We start from the raw sequence: 24,227 nt of genomic DNA, 5'->3' as shown, positions 1-24,227 counted from the left end.
AAAAAAAGACATTAATCATCGTGAATGATACCCTGTAAGGTTCGCGATTTTTAAGATTTTTTCTTGTTTAACGATAAAAAAAGTAGCCATTTAAACGGATAAACGACACATATACAACGACTTTTTTCCCAAGTCTATTTGCGCTTAACACGAATGCAAGTCGGGTAACTCTTTTCATGTACCACCAAATTATTGAAGGGAGTTTTTTTATGAGAAACGCAGTATATGGCTTTATCACTGCACTTATTTTTATGTTCGTCATTACAGGAGGGGCTTCTATTGCGGATGCAAAAAGTGAAACAGCAACCCTTCACACAAGCCCACCTGAGAATGTTTACTACGAAGAATTAAATGGCTTGTATTTAGAATTGCCATATGCAGAAGAAGACGTGAACGTTGAAAGAGGGACAGATATTTTGACCATTCTGGATGCTGAAACAGGAGATTTGGTTGAAAAGATTCAGTTAACAGAAAGCGTGGAAGCGCAAAATGACCACCCTTTACTCCCACCACCTATAACCGTTCCACCTGAAGAAGAGTTTATGGAAATGAATTCTACTCAAGAACATATGGGGCTTGAGGTGGTACTAAACGTTCGCTTTGTTGTAACAAAGAATTTAGATGGTGTGTATGAGGATGTTGTTGATATTCGAGATGCATGGTGGACGACAGGAAGCGGACCACATACGCTAGAAGACTCAAATACCGACATCTTGCACGGTGATTTCCCTGTAAAAGAGTTCACCGTCACTGGACAAACGACGATTGTAACGCAAATTGACGCTGGCGCACAAGCAGGATTTGAAGCAGCTGGTTTTAGCGTAGGTGTTGATGTATCAGGAACGTATTATGCCCGCATGACAGTTCGTGACACAATGGTATTTGATTTATTTTAATTGAACACAAAAGAACCGCTCTTTCATTAAATTGAGCGGTTCTTACATGTAATTGGCTATCAATCGCAAAATAAGATATGCGCCTCCGATAATAGCGAAAAATTCTATAACTCTTCTAACCTTCGATTTCCGTCTTCTCTTCAACTCAGCTTTACGCTCTCGTTCAATCTGCTTATCTTCAGACATGACAAGCCACATAATCGTCACACCAATATAGGCACCAACTGTTGAAGCAATGATTGTCCGCATGGGCGGAAATCCTTGATCTAATACAAAAACAGCCATCACGGACCCTAATAAAACAGCCGCCGGCGTTACGAGAAATGTATTGATTTTCACCTTTCGCCATAAGTAATCTTCAGAAATTTCTTCGCTCACGATATCCACCTCCTGACACTTCCTTTATTTACCTGTTACCCCCAACACAACTTACGAAAACGTGTTCAAGCCTTCACGAGCAAGGCTCATCCTCCGGCTATTTTTTCATTACCAGTCTATTGCCACAGATGTGATATTTTTCAGTCTTTTGCAAAAAGCCGAATCAAGCTATGCTGAAGACAAGGTGATGCAGATGTTAACCTCTAGACAAAAAAACATTTTAAGTAAATTACTTGAAAGCGATCAGTTCGTGACAATTGACGTGTTGGCAAAATGGCTAACGATTAGTGGTCGAACCGTTCGCTATGATCTCGATGCAATCGATGCAAGCATGGAGGATATCGGCGTAGCCATTACGAGAATGCCAGGAAAAGGTGTGAAACTGCGGGTTAGTGAGAACAAGCGACCAGCCGTCATTGCGATGCTAGACGAAAAGCAAATGATGAAGGACAAAAACGCTCAACGTTTAATGATGAGTGTATTCGTCACCCTCACAGGTACATTCACCATTCAAGATGTAGCCGATGAATTTTCGTTGAGTCGTTCAAGTGTTCAAAAATATCTAGTCGATGTGGAAGAATGGCTTGACCATTTTGACCTTCAAATTACAAAGCAAGCTTGGAAAGGCCTTCAAGTCATTGGAACAGAGCGAAGCATGCGACTCGCTCTTTATCAAATGCTTGAAGAAAAAGATACAGATTTGCTGATGGTTCAAAGTTGGCTGAACATGGATAAAAAGGATTTTGAGCTCATGAAAACGTGGCTAGCTTTTGTTCAAACTGAACGAGGCATTCATTATAGTGAGTCAACTGTTGATGTGTTTTATCTCTTTTTGTTTTGGTGGAAGCAACAAATCGCAATGAACCACTATGTGTTTGTTCCAAAAAACCACCGCCATAAACGACATTTTCACTTAGGCATCATTGAATCCTATATTAAAGAACATGTTGAAGATGAACGTTCAATTTTACATGAGTGCGCCTTCTTAGATGATTTATTTGATCAAGCGAAAGTCGTCTCCTATCAAAAAGGAACTCCGCACTTGAGAAACTATGAAAGAGAAATTCAGTTTTGTAAACGCTTAGTTGCTCAAGTATCTACTGTTTTGCACACGGATTTAGTCGCAGATGAAAAGTTGATCAATGATCTAACACACCATGTAAAAGCGGCATTTACACGAATATCCCAAGGGGTTGAAATCGATAACCCTTACACGGAAGAAATCAAAGTTCGGTACCGCGCCATCTATGAAATGGTCTTTCAGATGACGTACGATATGGGCTTTAAAATGCTTGCTAGTGAAGTCGCGTATATCACGATGCACATGAGCGCGGCCTATGAGCGAAACAAAAGTCGTAAATTCTTACCAACTGTTCTCGTCGTTTGCTCCTCAGGGTTAGCGGCATCATCCATTTTAACAACGAAGCTAGAGCAAATCGAGCCTGGCTTTAATTTAATCAATGTTGTACGAACAAAAGAGCTTGACCAAATGATTGATGAAACCAACCCTGATTTCGTCTTAACGACTCAAGATATCAAACTGCCTGATTGGCAACAGACGAAGTGCTTTCGCGTCAGCCCACTTCTAAGCGACAACGACAAACGATTAATTCAACACGAGGCTCATAAAATGATTAATCGTAAGCAACTTGCTTCATTTAATGAATTGTATGGCAAGGGAAGCCATGTAGAGCCATCGCTCTTTGATGAAACCATCCATACGGCCAACACACAAGATTGGCGCACAGCTATTACCCTTGCTGCTGAGCCTTTGCTTGCACAAAAGTATATCGAGCAAAGTTATATTCAAGAAATGATTATGTCTGTGGAACGAAACGGCACATACATGGTCTTTCTTCCAAACGTCGCCTTCGTTCATGCAGGACCGGAAAACGTACGAAAAGAAGGCATTAGCCTAACCATCTTGGAACAACAAATTGAATTTGGTGATTTAAATCCTGAGCGCGTCGACATGATCATTGTATTGGCAATAAAAGATGTGCACAACCAAGACTTTATGCAGCTTTTCCATTACCTAGAGAACGAAGCATCAAGAGATCAATTACTACAAAAATGGAACAGGCGGAAGGACGCGACAGAATGACAAACTGGATACGAAAAGAACATGTTGCAATTGATGTGAAGGCAGAAAACTGGGAAGAAGCCATTTCTGCTTCTGGCATGTTGCTCTTGGATACAGGCGCCATCTCAAAACACTATATCTCTCAAATGATTGAATCAGTAAAAGAAAACGGTCCCTATATTGTCATTGGTCCAGGAATCGCCATGGCTCATGCACGACCAAGTGAAGCCGTATATGAAGATGCCATCTCTCTTGCTGTATTAGAGAAGCCTGTATCATTTGGAAGCGAGCAAAATGACCCTGTTGACCTTGTGTTTTCCTTTTCAGCAACAGGTTCCGACGCTCATCTTAAACTGATTGAGCAACTTTCACACATTTTAATTGATGAGGAAAAAGTAAACCAGCTTCGTCAAGCCCAATCAAAAGAAGCGGTATATAACTTAATTTAAAGGAGCGAATGAAAATGGCTAAATTGAAAATTATGACAGTATGTGGGTTTGGACTAGGATCGTCGATGGTGTTAAAGATGAATTTAGACGGGGTGTTAAAAGATCTAGGCATCCAAGCTGACGTGTTTACAGGTGATGTCGGCTCTGCCCAAAGCACACCTGCCGATTATATTTTTACCAGTAAAGAATTAGGCGAGAAACTCCAACAAACCGCCGGTAAACCTGTTGTCATCATCAACAGTTTCGTAAACAAAGCAGAAATTAAAGAAAAAGTGGAAGCGGAACTTCAGGCGTAACTGCCGAAGTTCCCTCTATGTATAAGGGGGGGTTCAATATGCAAACTGTAATGGATTTTCTAATTGAAGTTATTCGCGAACCAGCGATTTTCTTAGGCTTAATTGCCCTTACCGGTCTTTTATTATTACGGAAAGATTTCTCTTCTGTTGTTTCAGGAACAGCCAAAACCGTTATCGGTGTTGTCATTTTAACACAAGGAACCAATATCCTAATGAACTCTATTGCACCATTAACAGAAGGATTTAACGTCATGTATAACATTGACAATCCCGAAGTAGCGCCAGCACTAGGTGCAGATACAATCTTAAGCCAATATGGCACACAGATCGGTCTATCTATGTTAATTGCCTTTCTGCTTAATTTAGTCGTTGCTCGCTTTACGCCAATTAAGCACGTCTTTCTAACGGGCCACATGTTGTTCTGGTTTCCATTTATCTTTGTTGCAGTAGGAATAGAAAATAATTTAAACAATACACAACTCGTTATTTTTGCATCTATATTAACAGCTCTTTATATCATTATTGCTCCTGCTCTTTTACGTCCATTTGTTCGAAAAGTAACGGGGTCTGACGACTTCATTATTGGTCACCCTACCACCATTCTTTCACTTATTGCTGGGATGGTCGGTAAATTATTCGGAACAAAAGGACGATCATCGGAAGACATTAAATTTCCAAGCTCAACGGAATTTTTACGAGAAATTAGCATTACCTCATCAATTGTGATGTTCTTTGTCTATATCGTCGTCAGTTTCATTATCGGTTTTGATGCAGCTGCTACAGCATTTGGCGCGGAGCAAAACTTAGTCATTTATAGTGTCATGCAAGGGATTCTCTTTGGTGCCGGGCTAACCATTCTTTTACTCGGTGTTCGCATGATGCTAGCTGAAATTATTCCTGCCTTCCAAGGCATTTCACAAAAATGGATTCCGAATGCAGTGCCTGCCTTAGATGCACCGATTCTGTTTCCATATGCACCAAACGCTGTCTTAATTGGATTTATCGTCTCCATGATTACATCGGTCGCGACGATTTTCATTACAGGAAGTATGGGTGTTTTCAGTTTCGTTATTGTCCCGCTAACCATCACGTGTTTCTTTGAGATTGGAACAGCCGCCATCATTGCAAATGGACAAGGTGGTTTACGAGGTGCGATTGCAGGTTCCGCTGTTGCCGGAATTGTAATGATTTTGCTTGTCGGTATTTCTGTTCCCGTCTTAAGTGGAACCGCAGCAGATTGGATTGTCATCTTCGGAGGCAATGACTTCTCTTTATGGAGCTTTATCGGAGACTTGTTTGCACGAATTTTTCCAGGAGGGTAAATTGAATGTCTTATCTAAAACAGTACTACCAATCGATTGATGCCATTCTTACGCGGATTGTGGACGAGCAAGAACCTACTCTTGAGCAAGCAGCATCTATCATGGAAAAAGCGGTACAAAACGGCCGCTCTCTCTTCCTTTTCGGCGCTTCTCATGCTGGTATTATTGCCGAAGATGCGTTTTATCGCGCTGGCGGACTCGCACTTTTTAATCCCCTTTTCAGTCCAGCTCTAATGTTAAACGTAGAGCCAGTGACGCTCACTTCCCAGCTCGAACGTTTAGAAGGCTACGGCAAGATTATTCTTAACTCAAAGCCGGTCCAAGCTGGGGACGTTGTGTTTATTCACTCGGTCTCAGGAAGAAATCCAGTTGCGATTGACCTTGCTATAGAAGCAAAAACTCGGGGAATGCACGTGATTTCACTCACAAATTTAACTTACTCTAAAGACGTTACATCGCGACACTCTTCGGGAAAGCGTTTGTTTGAAGTGAGCGACATCGTCATAGATAATTTTGGCGAGCCTGGTGATGCCACTGTCTCTATTGAATCGCTCTCACAAAAAGTCGCCCCAACATCAACGATTTCTGGAAGCTTTGTGATTCATTCCATCGTCTTGAAGCTTATTGAAAAATTAGAAGCCAAAGGCAAGGATGTCCCGATATTTCGTAGCGCGAATCTTGACGGTGGCGATGAGTACAATGCCACGATGATGGCAAGGTATAAAGATCAAATTCACTATATGTAAATGACTGATGACGTGATCCATTTTTGAATTTATGTGAAAGCCCTCGTGGACGCACTGCGTTAATGAAGGCTTTTTCTCGCTCATTCATGATGAAACCTTTCTTCGCCCTTTCCAATACTTCACTCTCAAAAACACTAGCCAAACCCTCAGCTCATCCTTTATGCTTGTTCCAACCATAGTAAGGTGGTGTACGATGAAAACTGAAAAACAAGTAACTAGCTTAATGAAATCCATTCGGGTGTTAAGTTCAACTCGGGAACTCCCAGATGTCTTGCACCAACTACTAGAAGAAGCTTTACAAGTCATTGATGGCTCAACAGCTGGTGTGCTGTTCTTATATGACGACATTCAAAACGTGCTATATGCAGAAAAGGCTATAGGCTTTAACATGGATGCACTTGGCAATGTACGATTAAAGCCAGGAGAAGGAATGAGCGGTAAAACGTTTCAACAACAACAAGGTAGCATCTATGCACTACTTGATGATACAAAACAAGGGATGGCGAACCTAAGCACGCACAACGCCACTTTTTACCGCCAATCGCTTGAAGCGCTAACCTATCCCGTAAGTGCAATATCTGTCCCTCTTCATCATTCAGATGGCACATGCATTGGCGTGCTAACGGTTGACATTTTTGAACGCAACCGCCAATTTGAACAGTATGATTTAGAACTACTTGAAACATTTGCGCGACAAGCGTCTATCGCCATTGAAAATGCTCGCTTATTTTCACAAAACAAACGCATCCAAGAGATTCATCAAGCGCTCTCCCGCGTCTCCCTTACTTATGGAGGCCTTCATGACATCACAGCTGTATTAGCGCGATTACTCTCTAAAGAAGTTGTCGTCTTAAATGAATTCGCGGAAGAATTGTCCCGTTTTCCCCATCATCACCAATGTACCATTCCTCCAAAGCTGGTATCAGACATGACCCACTCCATTTTTGTTGCAAAACAAGCTGGAATCAAAACATGGTCACTTGAAGACAGCAAGACAGAACTGTATGCCTTCCCTATTAAGATGGATACAGAGCCAATCGGTCTGCTCGCTATTATCGGAAAAAAAGATGCTTTACTCGACCCACTTGATCAAGTAGCAATTGAACAAGCACTTCCGATCTTTGTGATGGAATTTAATCAACGTGAAAAGCAAGATGTGGACGATTTCATGTATACAGGGCGATTATTAGAGATGGTCATCCATGCTGCCCAACCTGAGGGTGCCATTCAAGAATTGCTTTTGCACCTTTCAACAGGAATTGACCATGACTATGTTGTCGCAAAAATTCAGTTAGAACATGGGAGCGTGCCTGGCCCGTTAACAAACCGTATGAAACAGCAGCTTATTCGAAAAGTCTACTATGAATTGTCGAAGTTGCAGCATGGAGCGATTGTGTATGAACGCCATCTTGATTTAACATTCTTATTTCCAGCTTCATCTAAGCAGGCACTGACACACATTGAAGCATGTTTACATGAGCTTTTACGTTACGCGAATGAAAAATGGAAAATCAATGGCTATGCAGGACTTGGACGACGAGTAAAGCGGCTGCTTGATGTAAAAGAAGCTCATACTGAAGCCATACGCACCATTCACTACATGCAGCGAAAACATCAACCGCAACAAGTACTCGCTTATGAAGCGTTAGGTCCGTATCGTTTATTCTTACACATGAACGACAACGACTTACATCATTATGTATCGGACAAAATTGGGAACCTTCTCGACCATGATCCAACAGGCGAACTGCTCAAAACACTTTTTGTTTATATGGAACAAGGGCAACGATTAAAAGAAGCTTCTCTTGTACTTTTCGTCCATGTGAACACGGTTAAATATCGGTTAAAAAAAGTAAATGAGCTCCTCCATATCAATCAGTTCACGGTTGAACATAGCTTTGAGATTCATCTCGCTCTTAAAATCGCAAACTATTTAGAACTCTCCCTTTTTAGCGACGACCGACAAAAAGGGCCCGTGAACTTTGTCGAATAAAACTATATAATTGTCTGTCTATTTGCACTATAGTCTTAGATAAGCATTTGTTCAGACTCTTTCGTCAATGAATGATGCCAGACTTTGACAAAGGAGGAATCGGTTTGCAACCTATCTATTTGGCATTACTGTTTCTTGCCATAATCGCAATCGGAGAAATCATTTCAATTAAATCACGGGCAAGAATCCCAACATTACTCGTTGTTGTTGCGACCGTATTCATTCTTTTACAAACAGGGATCTTACCTGAGTCTTATATCGCTGCTTCTACATTTGTTGCGATAGGTGGTGTGCTCGTTCCCGTTTTAATTGTCCATTTAGGAACGATGATTCCATTAAAGACAATGCTTCAACAATACCAAGCCGTCCTAATTACGCTGATTGGCCTCGTATTTTCTGTTGTCGGTGTATTGGTTATTGTTACGATCTTGTTTAATTATGAAACAGCTGTTGCAGGAGCCGGACCGATTACGGGCGGCATTATTGCCTACATTATCACCGCAGAGGGGTTAAGAGAAGCAGGCTTAACTGCCATCGTCGCTGTTCCCATTACGGTTTTTACTATCCAGAATTTTTTTGGGATGCCGCTGACGTCGATTTTCCTTTCACGCTACGCAAAAAAAATTCGTACAGAGGAAGCTGCCGCTACCCTTGATCCGATTGAGCCTGAATCAAATCAGAAAACATATTTGTTACCAGATACATGGATGCAAAGCCACTTTGTCATTATCTTTTTACTTTTTGCAGGGGGTGCTCTCGCCGTATTTCTTGATCAACTGACTGGTGTAAATGCAAGTCTTTGGGCACTAATTATAGGGGTAGCCGGAGCAGCACTCCGCTTTTTTCCTGAACGATCTATGGAAAAAGCAAATAGCTCAGGTATTACGATGATTGCGCTGATATTTGTTGTCATGAATTCCTTAATTGGGGTGACCTGGAGCCAGATTATTGAGTCCCTTATACCGGTATTGGTCATCATGGTCATTGGGATTGGAGGGTTAATGCTGGGTGCGGTTATAGGAGCAAGACTCTTTAAGTGGGATTTGAATAAAGCGATCCCAGTCGTGTTAACCGCTCTTTATGGTTTTCCAGGAGATTACCTTATTGTTGAAGAAATTAGTCGTAGTGAAGGCCGGAATGAAGCAGAGCAAAAGCGGATTGTGGATGAACTTCTTGCGCCAATGCTTATTGGTGGATTCACCTCCGTAACCGTTGGCTCTGTTGCAATAGCAAGTATCTTAATTTCAACACTTTAAAGGGAGAGATGAATAATGACCGTAACAGCAATTACAAATGTAACAATGATTGACGGCACAGGAAAAGATTGTGTCGAGAATGCCGTCGTTTTAATTGAAAACAACCAGATTACCGCCGCAGGTAACGACCATTCAATCTCTATTCCAAGCGACGCGCACGTTATTGATGGAAAAGGGCAATATCTACTACCAGGTCTCATTGATACTCATGTTCATATGGCTCTTGAAATCAAAAATGTACAAGAATCCTTGCTAACTCCGTTTTCATATCGCTTTTTTGAAGCTGCAAAACGTTTAGAAACAACGATTCAAACAGGCATTACATCCGTGCGAGATGCAGGCTTTGCCGATGCCGGTATTAAAAAGGCGGTAGAAGATGGGCTTGTCCCTGGTCCACGTATGCAAGTTAGCATTAACCCACTCACGATTACAGGTGGTCATGGGGATAGCTGGAATATTTCAGGCATTGATACGACCGCTCCCGTTTACCCAGGCATGCCAGACGGGAAATGTGATGGACGTGAAGAAGTTCGAAAAACCGTTCGCGAAATGTTACGCGCTGGGGCAGATGTGGTTAAAGTCCATGCCACTGGTGGCGTTTCAAGCCCAACGGATCACCCAGAATTTACTCAATTCTCACAGGAAGAGCTTGAAGTCATGGTAGAAGAAGCAACCTTTCGAAAAGGTGTTAAAGTAATGGCACACGCCCAAGGAGCAGAAGGCATTAAAAATGCCGTTCGCGCAGGCATTCACTCCATTGAACATGGTATCTACATTGATGACGAAGCGCTTGAACTTATGCTTGAAAATGGCACTTATCTCGTCCCAACCTTGCTTGCCCCATTGGCTGTTTTAGAAGCGGCAGAAACGACAAATACGATGGCTCCCTATGCAATTGAAAAATCAAAAGAAGTCATTGAAATTCATAAAGAAAGCATCAAAAAAGCCTATAAAGCAGGCGTTAAAATTGCGATGGGAACGGATGCCGGTGTCTTCCCACACGGTATCAACTTGCGCGAACTCGGGCTCATGTGTGAGATTGGCATGTCCCCAATGGAAGCGATTATCGCAACAACAAAAACAGCCGCCGAATGTATGGACTGGGGAGATCGCGTCGGTACAATCGAGCCCGGCAAATGGGCTGATCTAATCTTAGTAAACAGCAACCCCCTTGAAAACATTCATGTTCTTGAACAACACGAAAATATTACATTTGTCATGAAAGATGGCGACGTCTATAAAGACATCATGCAGAACGTTGCTCAAACTGTAGCAAATTAAGACTTTATACAGCTGTCCAAATGGGCAGCTTTTTTCTATTGTCTAACGTGCATACGTTTGACTACGGAAGACATCCTAAGACAAAACAAGAAGAGTCAAAAAGGAGGTTATTCTATGCCGATTCGGATCATTAAATGGGTTTCTGGTGGGCTTGAAGCTTTTTGGGGTTTACCAATTATTGGAGGATCGCTCATTGTTTTACTTGGTTGGGCCCCACTGCTTTTTATGCTTATCCTTCATATTGTTGGCCTTATTTTCTCATCGAAAGAAGGCAAAGCGAAAACGGGTCACATTTTAGGTATTCTTGCATCTACGCTAGGGTTCATTCCCATTGTTGGGATGGCGTTTCATATTCTTGCCGCGATTTTCTTGCTTATTGAAGCTGCACGAGATCAATGATGTTGTTCGGATTGTTGCAATCCGAACAATCTTCCATTTTTCTTCTAACGTCTTCTCAGACAAAAAATGAACAGTTGCCCACTCCTGAAGATAAATATGGTTTTTCATTAAGAAAAAAGTCATGAGCAAAACATTTCAGCTTTTGTCGAAATATGTAGTAAGATGTCGTTAATAGACATAAAGGAGTGTGACAACCATGAAAGCAGCTGTCATTTATGGAAAGAAAGATGTACGAATAGAGGAATTTAACTTAAGAACTGTTGGCGAACATGATGTCAAAATAAAAGTTGCTTGGGCAGGAATTTGTGGAAGTGACCTACATGCGTACCATCATGGAAGCGCTATCGCTTATGAAGAACATCCACTAAGCGGAAGAAAAGTCCCTCTCGTCCTAGGTCACGAGTTTTCAGGAACGGTTTCTGAAGTTGGAGCAGCCGTTACCGATGTCAAAGTTGGTGACCATGTTGCTGTGGAACCTGTTCTTTATTGTGGCGAGTGTGAGACATGTAAATCTGGCCAATACAATCTTTGTGAACAATCAAATGTTGGGTTTCTAGGACTTGTTGATGACGGTGGATTTGCAGAATACGCGGTGATGGACCGGAAGCACGTTCACATATTGCCTGAAGGCGTTTCTCTTGAAGAAGGGGCACTGATCGAACCAACCGCCGTTGCGTTCCAAGCTGTCAAAAAAAGTGGTCTACAAGTCGGTCAATCTGTCGCCATTTACGGTGCTGGCCCGATTGGTCTCTTAACATTACTGGTGGCCAAAGCAGCAGGAGCAGCAGAGATTTTTGTCATTGATGTATCTGGAGAACGTTTAAACATGGCAAAAGAACTTGGCGCAACCTATGTCATTAACCCGACTGAACAAAATGCGTCAGAGGAAATCTTACGTATCACTGGAAAAGGGGTTGAACACGCTTATGAAGTAGCTGGTGTACAGCCAACTTTTACCAGTGCGATGGAGAGTATTACCCGTGGCGGAACCGTTACTGTCGTTGCAGGTTTTGCGAAAAACGTCGAGCTTGACCCAATGGTAGGTTTAAGCAAGGAGGCAAATCTTACATTTACCCTTGCCTATGCAAATGTCTTCCCAGCTGTTATTAAAGCCATTGCTGAAGGAAAAATGGATGTCAAAAAAGTCATTACACACCGAATTTCATTGGACAACATTGTTGAGGACGGTTTAGAACGGCTGCTTGATGACAAGTCTCAAGCGAAAATTCTTGTCCACCCTTAACTAAAGCAATTAACGAGAGAAAGAAGGGCGATCACGCCTCTCATTCTCTCTTTTTTTGTGCTAGACTAGAAAATACCAGTCATTAGGAGGTATTTTTGTGTTTGAACCAGTACGTTTTGATTTCTTCGACATGGTCGTTTCATTGATTCCACCATTAGCCATGATCGTCATCATTGTTTTTCTTATTGTCCTTTATCGAAAAAGCGAGTTAAGACAACGAACCATGCAAAAACAACTGCAAGACCTAGAAGAACAGCAAAAACAAATCATACAAGAGCTACAGCAACTTAGACAGGAAAAAGATCGCTCGAATTAAATGGCTTGTTTAGCAGCCTCCCCCTATCCCTCTAGCAGGTAACGATCATCAATTGGATCGATTAATAAACCAATTAAATATCCAAATAATGGTTTTATTTTAAAGCAAACAGGATATGGATAGTAGAGGATCGTTTATAAAGGAGGAAAGGGAATGGAGACGAAAACGTTGAAGATCATTAAAAATGTATCGCTTATTCTCGCTGGATTATTATTAGGTACATCGATCGTCTTGCAAATCCTTACTATACGTGGCAATGAATCATTTGGAACAACACCGAGTCTTTTTACATTGTCTGCACTTGTATTTGTCTTTATTAACGCAGGGCTACGGATTAAGCTAAAAAAACGATCGACCACCTAAACTGGATGTATTGAACCGGTGATGATCGCTATGAGGAAGGTGGAATGATAATGAAATGAACAAAACCTATACCCGCAAAGAAAATCTTTTTTTCAGAATTGAGTGTTGGTTATGGATTGGCATTTTCTCATTAAGTAGTTTCTACCCCTTTCCCCGCTTCTTTCAAGCAGAGTCATGGACCAGCATGTTTATTTATATGATCGGCACGCTACTGGTGGGGGTTTTTATTATAAAGGTATTAAAAATGAGAATGCTTAATCGCCCTAAACGAGCGTTTCTTTATGGGTGTTTAACTATAGTCACCATTGTGTTCTTCTTTATCCCATGGCAAGCCTTCGTTTTATAAACATCCTAAAAAACAGCTCAATCGTATTCTTTAAAAGTTGGACTTAATTCACTCCAAACGTCAAACATATTGCCATCTAGGTCATAGAAGACAAAATTCTTCCCACCATGTCCCCGGCTCTCAATTTCGCCAACCTTCATGTCTTTCTGAAGATACTCGTTATGAAGCGCATCTAAAGCACATAGTCCATCGACTTCAAACGTCATTGAAAACCGCTCCGACCCGTTATGATCGAAGAAATTTGCCGATTGTTCCTCCAGTGACCTTACTAAAAACAAACTGAGGTTTGCGATATTAAGAATGGCTTTCTCTTCATCTTTATAGCTTACCTCTGCATGTAGGTTGTTTACATACCATTCTGCTGCAACATCAACATCCATAACTGGGAGATAAACGGTACCAACTCGTACTAACCCTTGATGCTTCATCGTAACACCCCTCTTCATGTGAGAAACTGCTCTACTGCTTTTATCCTTACGCTGTTAAATTTAACTAATGGATAGGATAAAAACTACTTTATTTTCTTCATCTACTTTATAAATAATGGTGTAATGCTTGTGAATAATTGCTCGATAACGATCTCCAAATTTAAATCCCCTATTTGGATTTTCTGTTAAGGTGTTTATTTTCCCTTCTAATTCTTCGAATACACGTAATGCTGTTTCCGGTAAAGGATATTGCTCAATGATAAAATTAGCGATATCACGTAACTTTTTCTCAGTCAGTTTCGTTAATTTTATTTCGTAGCCCAAGTATTATATCCTCCATAACCTTCTCAAATGATACGGTTTCTTCTCCCCTTAGCAATTCATTTTCACTTCGTAAAATATCAATCATTATATCTTTCTCTTTATTTTTTTCAATCAACTCGTTATAGTCATCATGCTGCAGAATCACCCCATGAGCCGATCCTTGCTTTGTCACAAATGTTGTTTCATGACGGTCGATTAAAGCGCTAATTTCTTTTGTATTTCTCAGTTCTGAGATTGGAATAATTTTCACGCGCTCAACTCCTTTTTAGTAGTATTATATGAAAAAAAGAAATAAATGTACATTAAAATGAACAAAGTAACGTACTTTACACTAGATATAATGACGCCACGTATAATACGCCTATATACAGGAATGCACAATAGAATAAACTAAAATCAGCAAAAAACGCTGCACACGGCAGCGCCCTATTCCTCAATGTTCTCTGGCACATCAAACATGCCTCGCTCTTCAATAAATAAGTCATACTCAAATCCATCATTCTCTAACGCTTCTTTTTTCTCTTCAGCTTCTTCTAACGAAAAGTAGTAGTCTTCTTCCACAAAAAGCGTACTGTCAGCTGAATGCACGATTCTTACGTTTTCCGAACCTTCTTCCATAAACGCCATCTCAGGCCCTTGGGTTTGCTCAATTGGGCCGTCTTCTGAAATAGAAGCGGTTCTTAACGAAAATACTGGGGCATAGTCCTCTTCCCGATCAACCGCCCGAACATCGGTGACAATTTTAGCTGGTTCGTGTAGCTCATACACTTCAAACTCTGTGGAGTCTTGAAGATACGCCGCTAGTTCAACCGTTGTATCATCAAAGATTGGGGTAATGGCCATAGAGGAGTAATAAGCAGCACTCTCTAAATTCGGCAAGTCCTCATTGCTCGGTTGCGCACGCAAGCCTTGTAATGAATAAACAAGGCGGGATGGATACGCTTCTTTAGTCACTTCAAAAGAACTCGGCACGCTTTTTGGCTCTCCCGTTTCCTCAGGTATCCATTCATGTAGATCTAGAACCAAACGTTCAAATCCCTCGTGAATGCCGTGCTCCATGTTTCCAATCATTGTGGCATCTTTCATTTCTCCACCAGTAAACACCCCACCTTGCATGTACTGATCTTGTTTGGTTACACCAGCCTCTCGCTCTTCCCCTTCTTCAGCTGGATCAAATTCAATTTCTACAGGTTCTTCTTCCGATTCCGCGTCATCATCTGAACTCGTTTCTTGCTCTTCTTCGTTTTCTTCATCGGTATCAGTCTCTCCATTTGTTCCACCGCTCGTACTGTTAGGATTCCCTACTTCGGTCTCATTGCCTGTTCTCTCGGCCTCATTACCATTCGCCGTTTCCTCACCGCTTCCACATGCCGACAATAACGCAGCGCTAAACATAATTGCTGAGCCAGTTTTCATAAACGCTTTCACCTTCGCTCACTCCCTATAAATGACAGTAGATGTAAGAACTTCCTCTTTAGCTTCATCTACCCGAAAGTGCAATGTTTAAAGCTAGAAATTTAATAAATCAAAAAAGTTGATTTATTTTTCATTCTAATGTAAGCTCTAATTAATCAAATTTATTTGATTTAAGGAGTATCTATTGATGATAAAACAATTGAACACGAACCTATCTCTTGACCAACTAAAAACATACGAAACACAATTCAAAGCATTAGCAGACTCAAAAAGACTGGCGTTGCTAAACTTATTGAGCGTGAATGGTGAGATGTGCGTTTGCGATTTGACAGAAGAAATGGATATACCTCAATCTAAGCTCTCCTATCACCTTAAAATTATGACGGACGCCAATTTTTTAATTAAGGAAACAAGAGGAACTTGGAGCTATTATCAAATTAATCGCAAGCACGTGGATTCTATCCTGTCAGAACAACTGTGTTGTATTTTGAAACCGTCTAAATAACGGTTTTAATTTATCTATAATTAATCAAAATAATTTGATGAAGGAGAAATTTTATGAATGTACATATTGGATTACATGTAAAAAATTTAGAAGAGAGCAAGGCTTTTTATGAACGCTTTTTTAGTACCCCTCCCGAAAAAATAAAAAACGGATATGTGAAATTTTTAACTATAAAACCACAGCTTAACTTAACGCTCACACAAGTAGATGAAGTTTACGGGAATACGATTAATCACTTAGGTGTTCAAGTTAACTCAAGAGAAGAAATTCTTTACCACAAAAGTAGACTTGAACAAGAAGGATTTTTCGCAAGAGAAGAATGGGATACGACGTGTTGTCATGCCGTTCAAGACAAGTTCTGGGTTACCGATCCAGATGGAAATGAGTGGGAATATTTCTATACTAAACAGGATGTAAGCTGATTTTTACATTTTATATAATCATTGACTTATATTAAGGATCACTTATATAATGCGATTTGAAGAGGTGAGTCAGATGACCAATAAACCATTGAGCATAACTGAACTGACAACTTGTTTAAAAGTTGTCGGCGATCCAACCCGATTTCTCATCTTAAAGTTCGTTGAGAAAAAAACGTACTGTGTATGTGAGTTTGTGGAGATGCTGCAAATGAGTCAACCCGCAGTAAGTCAGCATTTACGAAAGCTAAAAGATTTGGATATCATTAAAGAAGAACGAAGAGGACAATGGCGATATTTTTCTATAAATAAAGAGTCTATGTATTATTCGCTCATTCAAGAATTGCTCGATCAAAGTAACGATGGAGATGAACGCTACCTTCAAGCGTTAGAAAGAGAAGGGCTTGCACGTTGCTGAGGAAAATAAAACATGACTGATGTGATACTTGCTTCCTTCATTTTTATCGTGACGTTAGTGTTTGTGATTTGGCAACCAAGGAATTTAAATATCGGTTGGTCGGCTTGCGGGGGCGCCGTTCTTGCTTTGTTACTTGGCGTGGTTAGCTTTTCTGATGTCATAGAAGTGACCGATATTGTCTGGAATGCGACGCTCACATTTATCGCGGTTATTCTTATTTCTCTAATCTTAGATGAAATTGGCTTTTTTGAATGGTCGGCATTACATATGGCCCGTGTGGCAAAAGGCAATGCAGTCCTCATGTTTATTTATGTCTGTTTACTTGGCTCAGTCGTGGCCGCGTTTTTTGCCAATGATGGGGCGGCTCTTATTTTAACACCTATCGTGTTAGCAATGGTTCGTTCGCTGAATTTCAACGAAAACATGGTCTTCCCGTTTATTATTGCGAGTGGATTTATCGCGGATACAACTTCCCTCCCGCTTGTGGTGAGTAATTTGGTCAACATTGTCTCCGCAGATTTTTTCGGAATTGGCTTTATTGAATATGCGACGCGAATGATCGTGCCGAATCTATTCGCTTTACTTTCCAGTATCGTCGTGTTGCTTCTTTATTTCAGAAAAAGCATTCCAAAACGATACGATTATTCCGAGTTAAAAGCGCCAGCGGATGTGATTAAAGATCCAACCATGTTTCGCCTTTCGTGGATTGTTTTAGGGCTTCTTCTTGTCGGCTACATGGTAAGCGAATTTGTTGCCATACCTGTCTCGTTTGTAGCAGGCCTCATCGCGCTTATTTTTCTAGTTCTATCACGAAGAAGTTCTGCCGTTCATACGACTAGCGTGTTAAAAGGGGCACCTTGGAACATTGTGTTCTTTTCTATCGGAATGTATGTCGTTGTGTTTGGTCTTCGAAATGTTGGCTTAACGGATGTATTAGCAGACGCCATCTTTATTATTGCCGACCAAGGCCTGTTTGCGGCGACAATGGGAATGGGCTTTATCGCAGCGATCTTGTCGTCCATTATGAATAATATGCCTACCGTTCTGATTAACGCGATTGCCATCGCGGAATCTGGCACAGCGGGCTTAACGAAAGAAGCGCTCATCTATGCCAATGTGATCGGTGCTGATTTAGGACCTAAGATTACACCGATTGGCTCTTTAGCAACCTTACTTTGGCTACATGTGTTAACAAAAAAAGGCGTCAAAATTTCTTGGGGAACGTACTTCAAAACAGGAATCGTCATTACCCTACCTGTTTTGTTTCTCACGTTACTTGGTCTTTACGTCTGGTTATTACTGATCTATTAAAGGAGACTATCCATGAAGAAAACCATTTATTTTTTATGTACCGGAAATTCTTGCCGCTCGCAAATGGCAGAAGGATGGGCGAAATTTCATTTAGGAAACGACTGGAATGTGTATAGTGCAGGCATTGAAGCCCACGGGCTTAATCCGAATGCTGTAAAAGCAATGAAAGAAAGCGGCATTGATATTTCTAGCCAAACATCGGATACGATTGACGAGCATACTTTAAATCATGCTGATCTCGTTATTACACTTTGCGGTGACGCAGCTGACAAATGCCCGATGACACCGCTACATGTCAAACGTGAACATTGGGGATTTGATGATCCTGCAAAAGCAGAAGGATCTGACGAAGAAAAATGGGCATTTTTTCAGCGTGTCCGTGATGAAATCGGCACGCGCATCAAGCGTTTTGCTGACACAGGTGAATAAACAAAGAAGGCACTCCGTGGCGAGTGCCTTCTTTGTTATGCATGATACTCGTTGATAATGAAGAGCCACCGCTTTCATTTACATGTTTGCTAGAATTCCTTTTACAAGTGACGTAAAAGCTTGGTTCGCTTTACCCGCAACGACAATCACGTCATCATGACTTAACGGCTCGTCCAAAATCCCACATGCCATGTTCGTCAGGCACGAGATCCCTAATACGTCCATTCCAGCATGAGTAGCGACCGTCGCTTCTGGAACCGTTGACATCCCAACGGCATCTCCACCTAACGTACGAATCATGCGTATTTCAGCTGGCGTTTCATAAGCAGGTCCACTCCACCAGCTATAAACGCCTTCGTTCACTTTTGTTCCTTGTTCCTCCGCTACCTCTTTCGCGATTCCACGTAAGCGCGCGCTGTACACTTCAGATAAATCTGGGAAACGCGGTCCAAGCTCTGGATAATTTTCCCCAATTAACGGATTCGCACCTACAAGATTAAGATGGTCATTAATGAGCATCAGTTCACCTGGATTAAAAGATGTGTTAACAGCTCCACATGCATTTGTAATGATTACGGTTTTGATTCCTAGTGCTTTCATGACCCGAACAGGAAACGTGACTTGATTTAGTGTATAACCTTCATAATAATGATAGCGTCCCTTCATTGCGGCAACGGTTTTTCCATTTAATTGTCCAATGACTAGCTTATTAGCATGTCCTATTGCTGCTGATTTCGAGAAATGAGGGATCTCCTCATAAGGAATTTCTACAGCAGCTTCTATGTCATCTGCTAAATTTCCAAGACCAGAACCTAGAATAATTCCTACCTCCGGTGCATGTGATGTTTTTTCCTTAATATAAAGTGTCGCCTCATTAATTTGATCAATAATCGTCATTATTCTTCCTCCTAAAATGTAAGATACGTTGCCACTGTTCGTAGTGGCTCACTTGATTGCTTCGCAAAACTAATAGCAGCTGCACCTTGCATCATAGAATGAATAACAGATGCACGATGATTTGCAGTAGCTTGATTCATTCCACTTGCTACAAATTTGGTTGCAATAATCCGTTCCCAATCTTCAAATGCTTCTTTGCAAGCTGTTCGAATTGCATCACTGGTCGTCCCGTTTTCAAGCGTCAGGGCGATCATCGGTACACCGCGAAAGTAGTGACCGTTATCAAATTGATCCGCACTATCTTTAATTAACTTTGAGACTGCAACATTGGCATTCTCTTCGTTTTCTATTTGGTTCGCTATGTAATTGTGTACTTGCACTTTTGTCCATTCAATTGCCGCCACCGCTAGTTCTTCTTTTCCCCCTGGGAAGTGATAATAAATGGAACCTTTCGGGCTACCGCTCACTTGAATAATTTCATTTAAGCCTGTACCGTGGTAGCCTTTTTGCTGCAATAGTTTTGCCATTGTTTCGATCATCTTTGCTTTTGTTGTTTTAGACATTTCATTCAGTCCCTTACAGTTACGTGATTAACTAAATTATAATATCATCATGATCACTGCGCCATTCAATAGATTCGCACACGTTGCAACAAACAATGCTTTACCAAACATTCCTTGAAACTCTTTTTTACGATCTGGGACCATCCTTGATAGCATCGCAATTAAACTACCCGCCGCTCCAAAATTTGCAAAGCCACTTAATGCAAATGTAAGAATCGCAACAGACTCAGGGGAAAACGCTTCCAACGATGAGTAAAAACTGCTAAACGCAACAAACTCGTTAACGAGTAATTTTTGCGCAATTACGTTACCAGCTAACACAGCTTCTCCCCAAGGAATTCCAATAAGAAAAGCAATAGGAGCAAAGACGAATCCTAAAATCATTTCTAATGTTATACCTTCTAAACCGACAAAACCACCTAAGCCACCCACTACACCATTAAGCATAGCTATTAAACTTATAAATGCTATAAGCATTAATCCAACATTAATCGCATATTGAAGCCCTTCCCGAGAACTTTCATGAATGACATCAAGGAGATTGGTGTCCTTGTTACGAGCGTCTACACTGGCGGCAATTTCTGAGAAGCTTTCCTGTCTCGGTTCTGTCTCAGGAATCATTAATTTTGCAAGCATAATACCAGTAGGTGCAGACATAACAGCAGCAGTAAGCAAATAATGGAGCGGGATACCTAATGTACTTAAACCAATCATTACTGCACCAGACACCGAAGATAAACAACCGACCATTAAAGAGAACACTTGAGAACGTGTCATCGTATGAAGATACGGCTTAATCGTAAGAGGTGTCTGGGTATTACCTAAGAAGATATTTGCCGCTGCTGCAACCGATTCTGTATAAGATGTACGCATGATCTTAGCAATTCCCCCACCTAATATACGAACAATCCACTGCATCACGCCAATATGGTAGAGCAGACTAACGAAAACTGTTAAAAAAATGATCATCCCTAATACGGTGACTGCAAAGATGGCAAACTCTCCGCCTTGAGCAAGTGGACCAAATACAAAACGTAACCCTTCATTTCCATAGCCAATGACCGACGAAATCCCCTCAGACACCACTAATAGTGCTTCCCGACCAAATGACCAGCGAAGAACAGCAACACCTAACAAAATCTGCAAAATAAATCCCATTGCTACGGTGTAGTAATTAATCTTAGATTTGTTCTCAGACATAAGAAAGACAATTCCTATGAGAACAAGACAACCCCCTAATCCCCACAAAATTTCGATCATGCTCATACCGCCCCTTTGAATTAATTAGACCAGTCTACATAATAATCATAAAGCAACTGTGCCGAAAAAAACAATACTTATCAGAACATTTTCTCATTCACTCTCAATGATAACTTCCTCTCAACCTCTGATTCGCTCCACTCATCTGTCTCAACTCATTGCAAATCCCTCTACATCAAGGGTTAGATGACTATGGTACCATTCACGCTCCTTAGGCTCTTCTCAACATGAATTCCCCTCCATTCGTCTCAATTTGAATGCGAAGCAGCCGAATTGTCACTACGATAAGAGAGACAAAACAAACAGGAGTGAGTCTAAATGGAAACCATTCAAGACCTTTTACTAACATTAATAGAGGCAGATACATGGGTACAGTATGCCAGTGTATTTGTTATCTCTCTAATCCCTTTCTTTGAATCCTATGCAGCCATTCCACTTGGCATTATTTTCGGATTCCCAAGCATTCCCGTAGTCGTGATTGCCATCATTGGAAACTGGCTCTCTGTCATGGCTTTTATCTGGATCATTGCCAAATTTCGAAAACCTAGCAACAAGAAGTCATCAAAACGTTCTGCTCGGGCGCAAAATATTTTTAACAAGTATGGCGTTGCTGGTCTTTCTTTTGCAGGTCCACTTATTTGTTATCACGTATGTGCCGCCATTTCTATTGCTTCCGGTGCGAAAAAAGGCTACGTAAGCCTTTGGCAAGGAATAGCGATCACCATATGGTCCATTGCATTAGGGGTGGCCTTTCACTATGGTGTAAACCTTTTAGAATACGTACCAAACGTTAATCCATTCTCATAAGAAAGGATTGGTGTACCATGAGGTCACCGATAAAAATCTTCCTCTCCATCTTAATGATTGGGCTAGCAGGTTTCCCGTTTTTGGTGATTTATGACTCGTTATCCCATGTCGTCACGTTTCTGCCAGATTACGACGCCCCACACTGGTTTGTTCCGGCTGGCTTTATTAGCATCGTTGGGATTGTTATCCTTGCATTCGTATTAGGTAAAGGAAACAGAGATGAACGATTTTGATTTTCTGTTCCTAGCGTATACACTAAGGACAACACGACAAAGGAGTAGCGACGATGGCTTTTTCTTTTAATCAACTTAAAAAAATTGAAGGAAACACGATTAAACTACCAGCTTTAACCCTTACAGCTAATAAAGGAGACATTCTCGCCGTTCAAAGCGAGAACGAATATATCCAGCGCATATTTGCGATGTTCAATGACCCCAAGCAACTAAATTCCGAGATGATCTCGCTTCCTGATGGCGGACTACGCAGTGTCTATCTGTTTCAACGTGATGATGGACTTTACCAACGATTAACCGTTAAACAAACGCTAACGTTCTGGAGTGGCTTGTATCAACAAACGCCAGATATAGAAGACCTTTTAACGCTGTGTGAATTACACGCTTGTGCCTATAAAAAAATAAAACACCTTACCCCATCAGAGAGCTGTCGCTTAAGACTCGCTTCAGCTCTCATCCAACATGCTGACGTGTATTTATTTGAAGACCCGTCGCTTATGATTGATCTGCAGTCAAAGCAAGTTCTTCACACGTTGCTTTTACACCTAGCCAAGAACGGTGGCACGGTACTCGTGTTTACAACAACGTTAGAAGACGCGATTCGACTTGGTCAGAAAGTCTATCGCTACAACGAACGCGGTATACAAGAAATCGAACAGGACAAAGACGAGATGGAAGAAGTGTTTGAAGAAACCTCCTTAATGGACAGCTCGAATAATCAAGTTCAATTGGATAAAGTAAGTGCGAAAGTGGAAGACAAAATCTTTCTGTTTAATCCAATGGAGATCGATTATATTGAAGCACGAGATGGCCAGACGTTCTTATTTGTCAATCACGAGGAATTTGCTTCATCAACTACGATAAAGGCATTAGAAGAACGGCTCCAGCCATTAGGTTTTTTTCGTTGCCACCGCTCCTATTTAGTTAATCTTCAACGGGTAAGAGAAATTATTGTATGGAGTAAAAACAGCTACAGCCTCAGCCTTGATAACGCGTCCAAAAGTACAATTCCATTATCGAAGGGGAATTATAGTAAGTTGAAAGAGTTGATTCACCTATGACGAAACCAACGCTAAAACAGTGGAGAGCACTCTTCTATAAAGATCTCATGGACCTGAGATGGAATGGCCAAGTCCAATTTAACTTCATTATTTGTCTCCTCATTACCATTGTCTTCTTGTGGTTTCCGAGAGATAGCTTGCCAATCTCCTTTGTTATTGGCTTTACATTCGCGATGGTAACGATGTTCACACAAGGCAATCTCGTTGTTGAAGAACGAGAACAAGGTACATTTAGACGCTTGAATCAAGTCGGGTTTTCCTTAAACCACATGATTGTCGGTAAGATGTTCGTGACTCTTTTTGTCACATCAATCCTTGTTTTTCTCTTCCTACTCTTTTATCGATTCGACCCAACTATCAGCTTCAACCTCATTATTTTGAGTTTCCCAGTCGTACTAATTATGATTCTAGCTGGGACCTTCATCGGGTTGAATGCTAAAAATACAATCGACGTCAGCCTTTACGGGACACCTCTTACACTGTTTTATTTATTTCTTGAAGGACTGTTGATGAGTCATCAACCAGGAAGAATGGAATGGCTTGGTTTCTTTCCGAATTACCATTTGTATTACGGCGTGACAAGTTCGAATGTAACTAGCCATTTACTCGTTCCTTACCTTTGGATGACCATCATTCTACTATTATTCATATGGTGGTTTAAGAAGAGACAGAAACGAGTATAAGGCGCTCGCTTTTTCACCTTCCTTCCATAAATGTTCACATGTAAGCGGTATGATTTAATTTTCACTCATTTTCTTATTGCCTAATGCGTGCCATTGTCATAAAATC

General features: G+C 41.1%; 30 protein-coding genes. 22 read left to right on the top strand and 8 right to left on the bottom strand.

What is annotated here, in order from left to right:
* Window positions 1-209: 209 nt before the first annotated feature.
* Window positions 210-896, top strand: a complete 687-nt coding sequence (locus ABC361_RS03125) for a hypothetical protein (RefSeq protein ID WP_413072629.1) — start codon at window positions 210-212, stop codon at window positions 894-896.
* A 42-nt stretch (window positions 897-938) separates the two neighbouring features.
* Here ABC361_RS03125 and ABC361_RS03120 read toward each other — a convergent pair whose 3' ends face one another.
* Complete coding sequence (locus tag ABC361_RS03120; protein WP_413072628.1) at window positions 939-1,274, bottom strand: hypothetical protein; 336 nt, start codon at window positions 1,272-1,274, stop codon at window positions 939-941.
* 193 nt (window positions 1,275-1,467) lie between these two features.
* Between ABC361_RS03120 and ABC361_RS03115 the strand changes: the two genes are divergently transcribed.
* The 12 genes from ABC361_RS03115 to ABC361_RS03060 all read left to right on the top strand — a co-directional run bounded on the left by ABC361_RS03115 (window position 1,468) and on the right by ABC361_RS03060 (window position 13,021).
* Window positions 1,468-3,378 carry a BglG family transcription antiterminator gene (locus ABC361_RS03115; protein WP_413072627.1) on the top strand — a complete coding sequence of 637 codons (1,911 nt, stop codon included), beginning with the start codon at window positions 1,468-1,470 and terminating at the stop codon, window positions 3,376-3,378.
* Window positions 3,375-3,806 carry a PTS sugar transporter subunit IIA gene (locus ABC361_RS03110; RefSeq protein WP_413072626.1) on the top strand — a complete coding sequence of 144 codons (432 nt, stop codon included), beginning with the start codon at window positions 3,375-3,377 and terminating at the stop codon, window positions 3,804-3,806. The genes ABC361_RS03115 and ABC361_RS03110 overlap by 4 nt, the downstream gene beginning before the upstream one ends.
* Before the next feature lie 14 nt (window positions 3,807-3,820).
* Window positions 3,821-4,102, top strand: coding sequence for a PTS sugar transporter subunit IIB (locus ABC361_RS03105; RefSeq protein WP_099302693.1), 282 nt, complete (start codon window positions 3,821-3,823; stop codon window positions 4,100-4,102).
* Between the two features lie 38 nt (window positions 4,103-4,140).
* Complete coding sequence (ulaA, locus tag ABC361_RS03100) at window positions 4,141-5,424, top strand: PTS ascorbate transporter subunit IIC (protein ID WP_413072625.1); 1,284 nt, start codon at window positions 4,141-4,143, stop codon at window positions 5,422-5,424.
* 5 nt (window positions 5,425-5,429) lie between these two features.
* Window positions 5,430-6,170 (top strand): SIS domain-containing protein, encoded by a 741-nt coding sequence (locus ABC361_RS03095; protein WP_413072624.1) that lies wholly within the window; start codon window positions 5,430-5,432, stop codon window positions 6,168-6,170.
* A 193-nt stretch (window positions 6,171-6,363) separates the two neighbouring features.
* Window positions 6,364-8,163: a helix-turn-helix domain-containing protein gene (locus tag ABC361_RS03090; RefSeq protein WP_413072623.1), complete on the top strand. Its 1,800-nt coding sequence runs from the start codon at window positions 6,364-6,366 to the stop codon at window positions 8,161-8,163.
* Between the two features lie 104 nt (window positions 8,164-8,267).
* Window positions 8,268-9,419 (top strand): hypothetical protein, encoded by a 1,152-nt coding sequence (locus tag ABC361_RS03085; RefSeq protein ID WP_413072622.1) that lies wholly within the window; start codon window positions 8,268-8,270, stop codon window positions 9,417-9,419.
* Window positions 9,420-9,434: 15 nt separating this feature from the next.
* Window positions 9,435-10,700 carry a metal-dependent hydrolase family protein gene (locus tag ABC361_RS03080; protein ID WP_413072621.1) on the top strand — a complete coding sequence of 422 codons (1,266 nt, stop codon included), beginning with the start codon at window positions 9,435-9,437 and terminating at the stop codon, window positions 10,698-10,700.
* Window positions 10,701-10,814: 114 nt separating this feature from the next.
* Window positions 10,815-11,099, top strand: coding sequence for a hypothetical protein (locus ABC361_RS03075; RefSeq protein WP_413072620.1), 285 nt, complete (start codon window positions 10,815-10,817; stop codon window positions 11,097-11,099).
* 196 nt (window positions 11,100-11,295) lie between these two features.
* Window positions 11,296-12,342 (top strand): 2,3-butanediol dehydrogenase, encoded by a 1,047-nt coding sequence (locus ABC361_RS03070; protein WP_413072619.1) that lies wholly within the window; start codon window positions 11,296-11,298, stop codon window positions 12,340-12,342.
* Window positions 12,343-12,439: 97 nt separating this feature from the next.
* Window positions 12,440-12,658, top strand: a complete 219-nt coding sequence (locus ABC361_RS03065) for a hypothetical protein (RefSeq protein ID WP_413072618.1) — start codon at window positions 12,440-12,442, stop codon at window positions 12,656-12,658.
* 153 nt (window positions 12,659-12,811) lie between these two features.
* Window positions 12,812-13,021, top strand: coding sequence for a hypothetical protein (locus tag ABC361_RS03060; RefSeq protein WP_413072617.1), 210 nt, complete (start codon window positions 12,812-12,814; stop codon window positions 13,019-13,021).
* 363 nt (window positions 13,022-13,384) lie between these two features.
* Here ABC361_RS03060 and ABC361_RS03055 read toward each other — a convergent pair whose 3' ends face one another.
* From ABC361_RS03055 to ABC361_RS03040, 4 genes are all read right to left on the bottom strand, one after another.
* Window positions 13,385-13,795, bottom strand: a complete 411-nt coding sequence (locus ABC361_RS03055; RefSeq protein WP_413072616.1) for a VOC family protein — start codon at window positions 13,793-13,795, stop codon at window positions 13,385-13,387.
* Window positions 13,796-13,855: 60 nt separating this feature from the next.
* Window positions 13,856-14,119, bottom strand: coding sequence for a type II toxin-antitoxin system RelE/ParE family toxin (locus ABC361_RS03050; protein ID WP_413072615.1), 264 nt, complete (start codon window positions 14,117-14,119; stop codon window positions 13,856-13,858).
* A complete protein-coding gene (locus ABC361_RS03045) occupies window positions 14,085-14,369 on the bottom strand; it encodes a hypothetical protein (protein WP_413072614.1) in 285 nt (94 codons plus the stop codon). The genes ABC361_RS03050 and ABC361_RS03045 overlap by 35 nt, the downstream gene beginning before the upstream one ends.
* Window positions 14,370-14,545: 176 nt before the next feature.
* The gene (locus ABC361_RS03040; RefSeq protein ID WP_413072613.1) at window positions 14,546-15,547 is read right to left on the bottom strand and encodes a hypothetical protein; all 1,002 of its coding nucleotides are present in this window, start codon (window positions 15,545-15,547) and stop codon (window positions 14,546-14,548) included.
* Between the two features lie 175 nt (window positions 15,548-15,722).
* Between ABC361_RS03040 and ABC361_RS03035 the strand changes: the two genes are divergently transcribed.
* From ABC361_RS03035 to arsC, 5 genes are all read left to right on the top strand, one after another.
* Window positions 15,723-16,040: an ArsR/SmtB family transcription factor gene (locus tag ABC361_RS03035; RefSeq protein WP_413072612.1), complete on the top strand. Its 318-nt coding sequence runs from the start codon at window positions 15,723-15,725 to the stop codon at window positions 16,038-16,040.
* A gap of 53 nt (window positions 16,041-16,093) precedes the next feature.
* On the top strand, window positions 16,094-16,462 hold the full coding sequence (locus ABC361_RS03030) for an ArsI/CadI family heavy metal resistance metalloenzyme (RefSeq protein ID WP_413072611.1): 369 nt from the start codon (window positions 16,094-16,096) through the stop codon (window positions 16,460-16,462).
* Window positions 16,463-16,535: 73 nt separating this feature from the next.
* The gene (locus ABC361_RS03025; RefSeq protein WP_413072610.1) at window positions 16,536-16,877 is read left to right on the top strand and encodes an ArsR/SmtB family transcription factor; all 342 of its coding nucleotides are present in this window, start codon (window positions 16,536-16,538) and stop codon (window positions 16,875-16,877) included.
* Window positions 16,878-16,889: 12 nt separating this feature from the next.
* Window positions 16,890-18,188 (top strand): arsenic transporter, encoded by a 1,299-nt coding sequence (locus ABC361_RS03020; protein WP_413072609.1) that lies wholly within the window; start codon window positions 16,890-16,892, stop codon window positions 18,186-18,188.
* Window positions 18,189-18,200: 12 nt separating this feature from the next.
* Complete coding sequence (gene arsC / locus ABC361_RS03015) at window positions 18,201-18,617, top strand: arsenate reductase (thioredoxin) (protein WP_413072608.1); 417 nt, start codon at window positions 18,201-18,203, stop codon at window positions 18,615-18,617.
* A gap of 78 nt (window positions 18,618-18,695) precedes the next feature.
* Here the strand turns inward: arsC and ABC361_RS03010 are convergent, their stop codons facing one another.
* The 3 genes from ABC361_RS03010 to ABC361_RS03000 are packed head-to-tail and all read right to left on the bottom strand — an operon-like array spanning window position 18,696 to window position 21,337.
* The gene (locus ABC361_RS03010; protein ID WP_413072607.1) at window positions 18,696-19,514 is read right to left on the bottom strand and encodes a purine-nucleoside phosphorylase; all 819 of its coding nucleotides are present in this window, start codon (window positions 19,512-19,514) and stop codon (window positions 18,696-18,698) included.
* An 11-nt stretch (window positions 19,515-19,525) separates the two neighbouring features.
* Window positions 19,526-20,077 carry a TetR/AcrR family transcriptional regulator gene (locus ABC361_RS03005; RefSeq protein WP_413072606.1) on the bottom strand — a complete coding sequence of 184 codons (552 nt, stop codon included), beginning with the start codon at window positions 20,075-20,077 and terminating at the stop codon, window positions 19,526-19,528.
* A 36-nt stretch (window positions 20,078-20,113) separates the two neighbouring features.
* The gene (locus ABC361_RS03000) at window positions 20,114-21,337 is read right to left on the bottom strand and encodes a NupC/NupG family nucleoside CNT transporter (RefSeq protein WP_413072605.1); all 1,224 of its coding nucleotides are present in this window, start codon (window positions 21,335-21,337) and stop codon (window positions 20,114-20,116) included.
* Between the two features lie 318 nt (window positions 21,338-21,655).
* On the opposite strand from ABC361_RS03000, the gene ABC361_RS02995 reads away from it, so the two are divergent.
* The 4 genes from ABC361_RS02995 to ABC361_RS02980 are packed head-to-tail and all read left to right on the top strand — an operon-like array spanning window position 21,656 to window position 24,121.
* Window positions 21,656-22,144 (top strand): hypothetical protein, encoded by a 489-nt coding sequence (locus ABC361_RS02995; protein ID WP_413072604.1) that lies wholly within the window; start codon window positions 21,656-21,658, stop codon window positions 22,142-22,144.
* Window positions 22,145-22,161: 17 nt separating this feature from the next.
* On the top strand, window positions 22,162-22,377 hold the full coding sequence (locus ABC361_RS02990) for a hypothetical protein (RefSeq protein ID WP_141556791.1): 216 nt from the start codon (window positions 22,162-22,164) through the stop codon (window positions 22,375-22,377).
* Between the two features lie 53 nt (window positions 22,378-22,430).
* A complete protein-coding gene (locus ABC361_RS02985; protein ID WP_413072603.1) occupies window positions 22,431-23,438 on the top strand; it encodes a LytTR family transcriptional regulator DNA-binding domain-containing protein in 1,008 nt (335 codons plus the stop codon).
* Window positions 23,435-24,121 (top strand): ABC transporter permease, encoded by a 687-nt coding sequence (locus tag ABC361_RS02980; RefSeq protein ID WP_413072602.1) that lies wholly within the window; start codon window positions 23,435-23,437, stop codon window positions 24,119-24,121. Before ABC361_RS02985 ends, ABC361_RS02980 begins: the two co-directional genes overlap by 4 nt.
* Window positions 24,122-24,227 lie beyond the last annotated feature (106 nt).

The sequence above is a fragment of the Shouchella phoenicis genome (genome assembly GCF_047238345.1).
Lineage (GTDB): Bacteria > Bacillota > Bacilli > Bacillales > Bacillaceae_D > Shouchella.
Note: the sequence above shows the minus strand (reverse complement) of the source record. Positions and strands in the feature narration are given on the sequence as shown.

Coding starts and splice junctions, on each gene's coding strand:
- ABC361_RS03125 (WP_413072629.1), top strand. CDS start 210: ATGAGAAACGCAGTATATGGCTTTATCACTGCACTTATTTTTATGTTC.
- ABC361_RS03115 (WP_413072627.1), top strand. CDS start 1,468: ATGTTAACCTCTAGACAAAAAAACATTTTAAGTAAATTACTTGAAAGC.
- ABC361_RS03110 (WP_413072626.1), top strand. CDS start 3,375: ATGACAAACTGGATACGAAAAGAACATGTTGCAATTGATGTGAAGGCA.
- ABC361_RS03105 (WP_099302693.1), top strand. CDS start 3,821: ATGGCTAAATTGAAAATTATGACAGTATGTGGGTTTGGACTAGGATCG.
- ulaA (WP_413072625.1), top strand. CDS start 4,141: ATGCAAACTGTAATGGATTTTCTAATTGAAGTTATTCGCGAACCAGCG.
- ABC361_RS03095 (WP_413072624.1), top strand. CDS start 5,430: ATGTCTTATCTAAAACAGTACTACCAATCGATTGATGCCATTCTTACG.
- ABC361_RS03090 (WP_413072623.1), top strand. CDS start 6,364: ATGAAAACTGAAAAACAAGTAACTAGCTTAATGAAATCCATTCGGGTG.
- ABC361_RS03080 (WP_413072621.1), top strand. CDS start 9,435: ATGACCGTAACAGCAATTACAAATGTAACAATGATTGACGGCACAGGA.
- ABC361_RS03075 (WP_413072620.1), top strand. CDS start 10,815: ATGCCGATTCGGATCATTAAATGGGTTTCTGGTGGGCTTGAAGCTTTT.
- ABC361_RS03070 (WP_413072619.1), top strand. CDS start 11,296: ATGAAAGCAGCTGTCATTTATGGAAAGAAAGATGTACGAATAGAGGAA.
- ABC361_RS03060 (WP_413072617.1), top strand. CDS start 12,812: ATGGAGACGAAAACGTTGAAGATCATTAAAAATGTATCGCTTATTCTC.
- ABC361_RS03055 (WP_413072616.1), bottom strand. CDS start 13,795: ATGAAGCATCAAGGGTTAGTACGAGTTGGTACCGTTTATCTCCCAGTT.
- ABC361_RS03035 (WP_413072612.1), top strand. CDS start 15,723: ATGATAAAACAATTGAACACGAACCTATCTCTTGACCAACTAAAAACA.
- ABC361_RS03030 (WP_413072611.1), top strand. CDS start 16,094: ATGAATGTACATATTGGATTACATGTAAAAAATTTAGAAGAGAGCAAG.
- ABC361_RS03025 (WP_413072610.1), top strand. CDS start 16,536: ATGACCAATAAACCATTGAGCATAACTGAACTGACAACTTGTTTAAAA.
- ABC361_RS03020 (WP_413072609.1), top strand. CDS start 16,890: ATGACTGATGTGATACTTGCTTCCTTCATTTTTATCGTGACGTTAGTG.
- arsC (WP_413072608.1), top strand. CDS start 18,201: ATGAAGAAAACCATTTATTTTTTATGTACCGGAAATTCTTGCCGCTCG.
- ABC361_RS03010 (WP_413072607.1), bottom strand. CDS start 19,514: ATGACGATTATTGATCAAATTAATGAGGCGACACTTTATATTAAGGAA.
- ABC361_RS03005 (WP_413072606.1), bottom strand. CDS start 20,077: ATGTCTAAAACAACAAAAGCAAAGATGATCGAAACAATGGCAAAACTA.
- ABC361_RS03000 (WP_413072605.1), bottom strand. CDS start 21,337: ATGATCGAAATTTTGTGGGGATTAGGGGGTTGTCTTGTTCTCATAGGA.
- ABC361_RS02995 (WP_413072604.1), top strand. CDS start 21,656: ATGGAAACCATTCAAGACCTTTTACTAACATTAATAGAGGCAGATACA.
- ABC361_RS02990 (WP_141556791.1), top strand. CDS start 22,162: ATGAGGTCACCGATAAAAATCTTCCTCTCCATCTTAATGATTGGGCTA.
- ABC361_RS02985 (WP_413072603.1), top strand. CDS start 22,431: ATGGCTTTTTCTTTTAATCAACTTAAAAAAATTGAAGGAAACACGATT.
- ABC361_RS02980 (WP_413072602.1), top strand. CDS start 23,435: ATGACGAAACCAACGCTAAAACAGTGGAGAGCACTCTTCTATAAAGAT.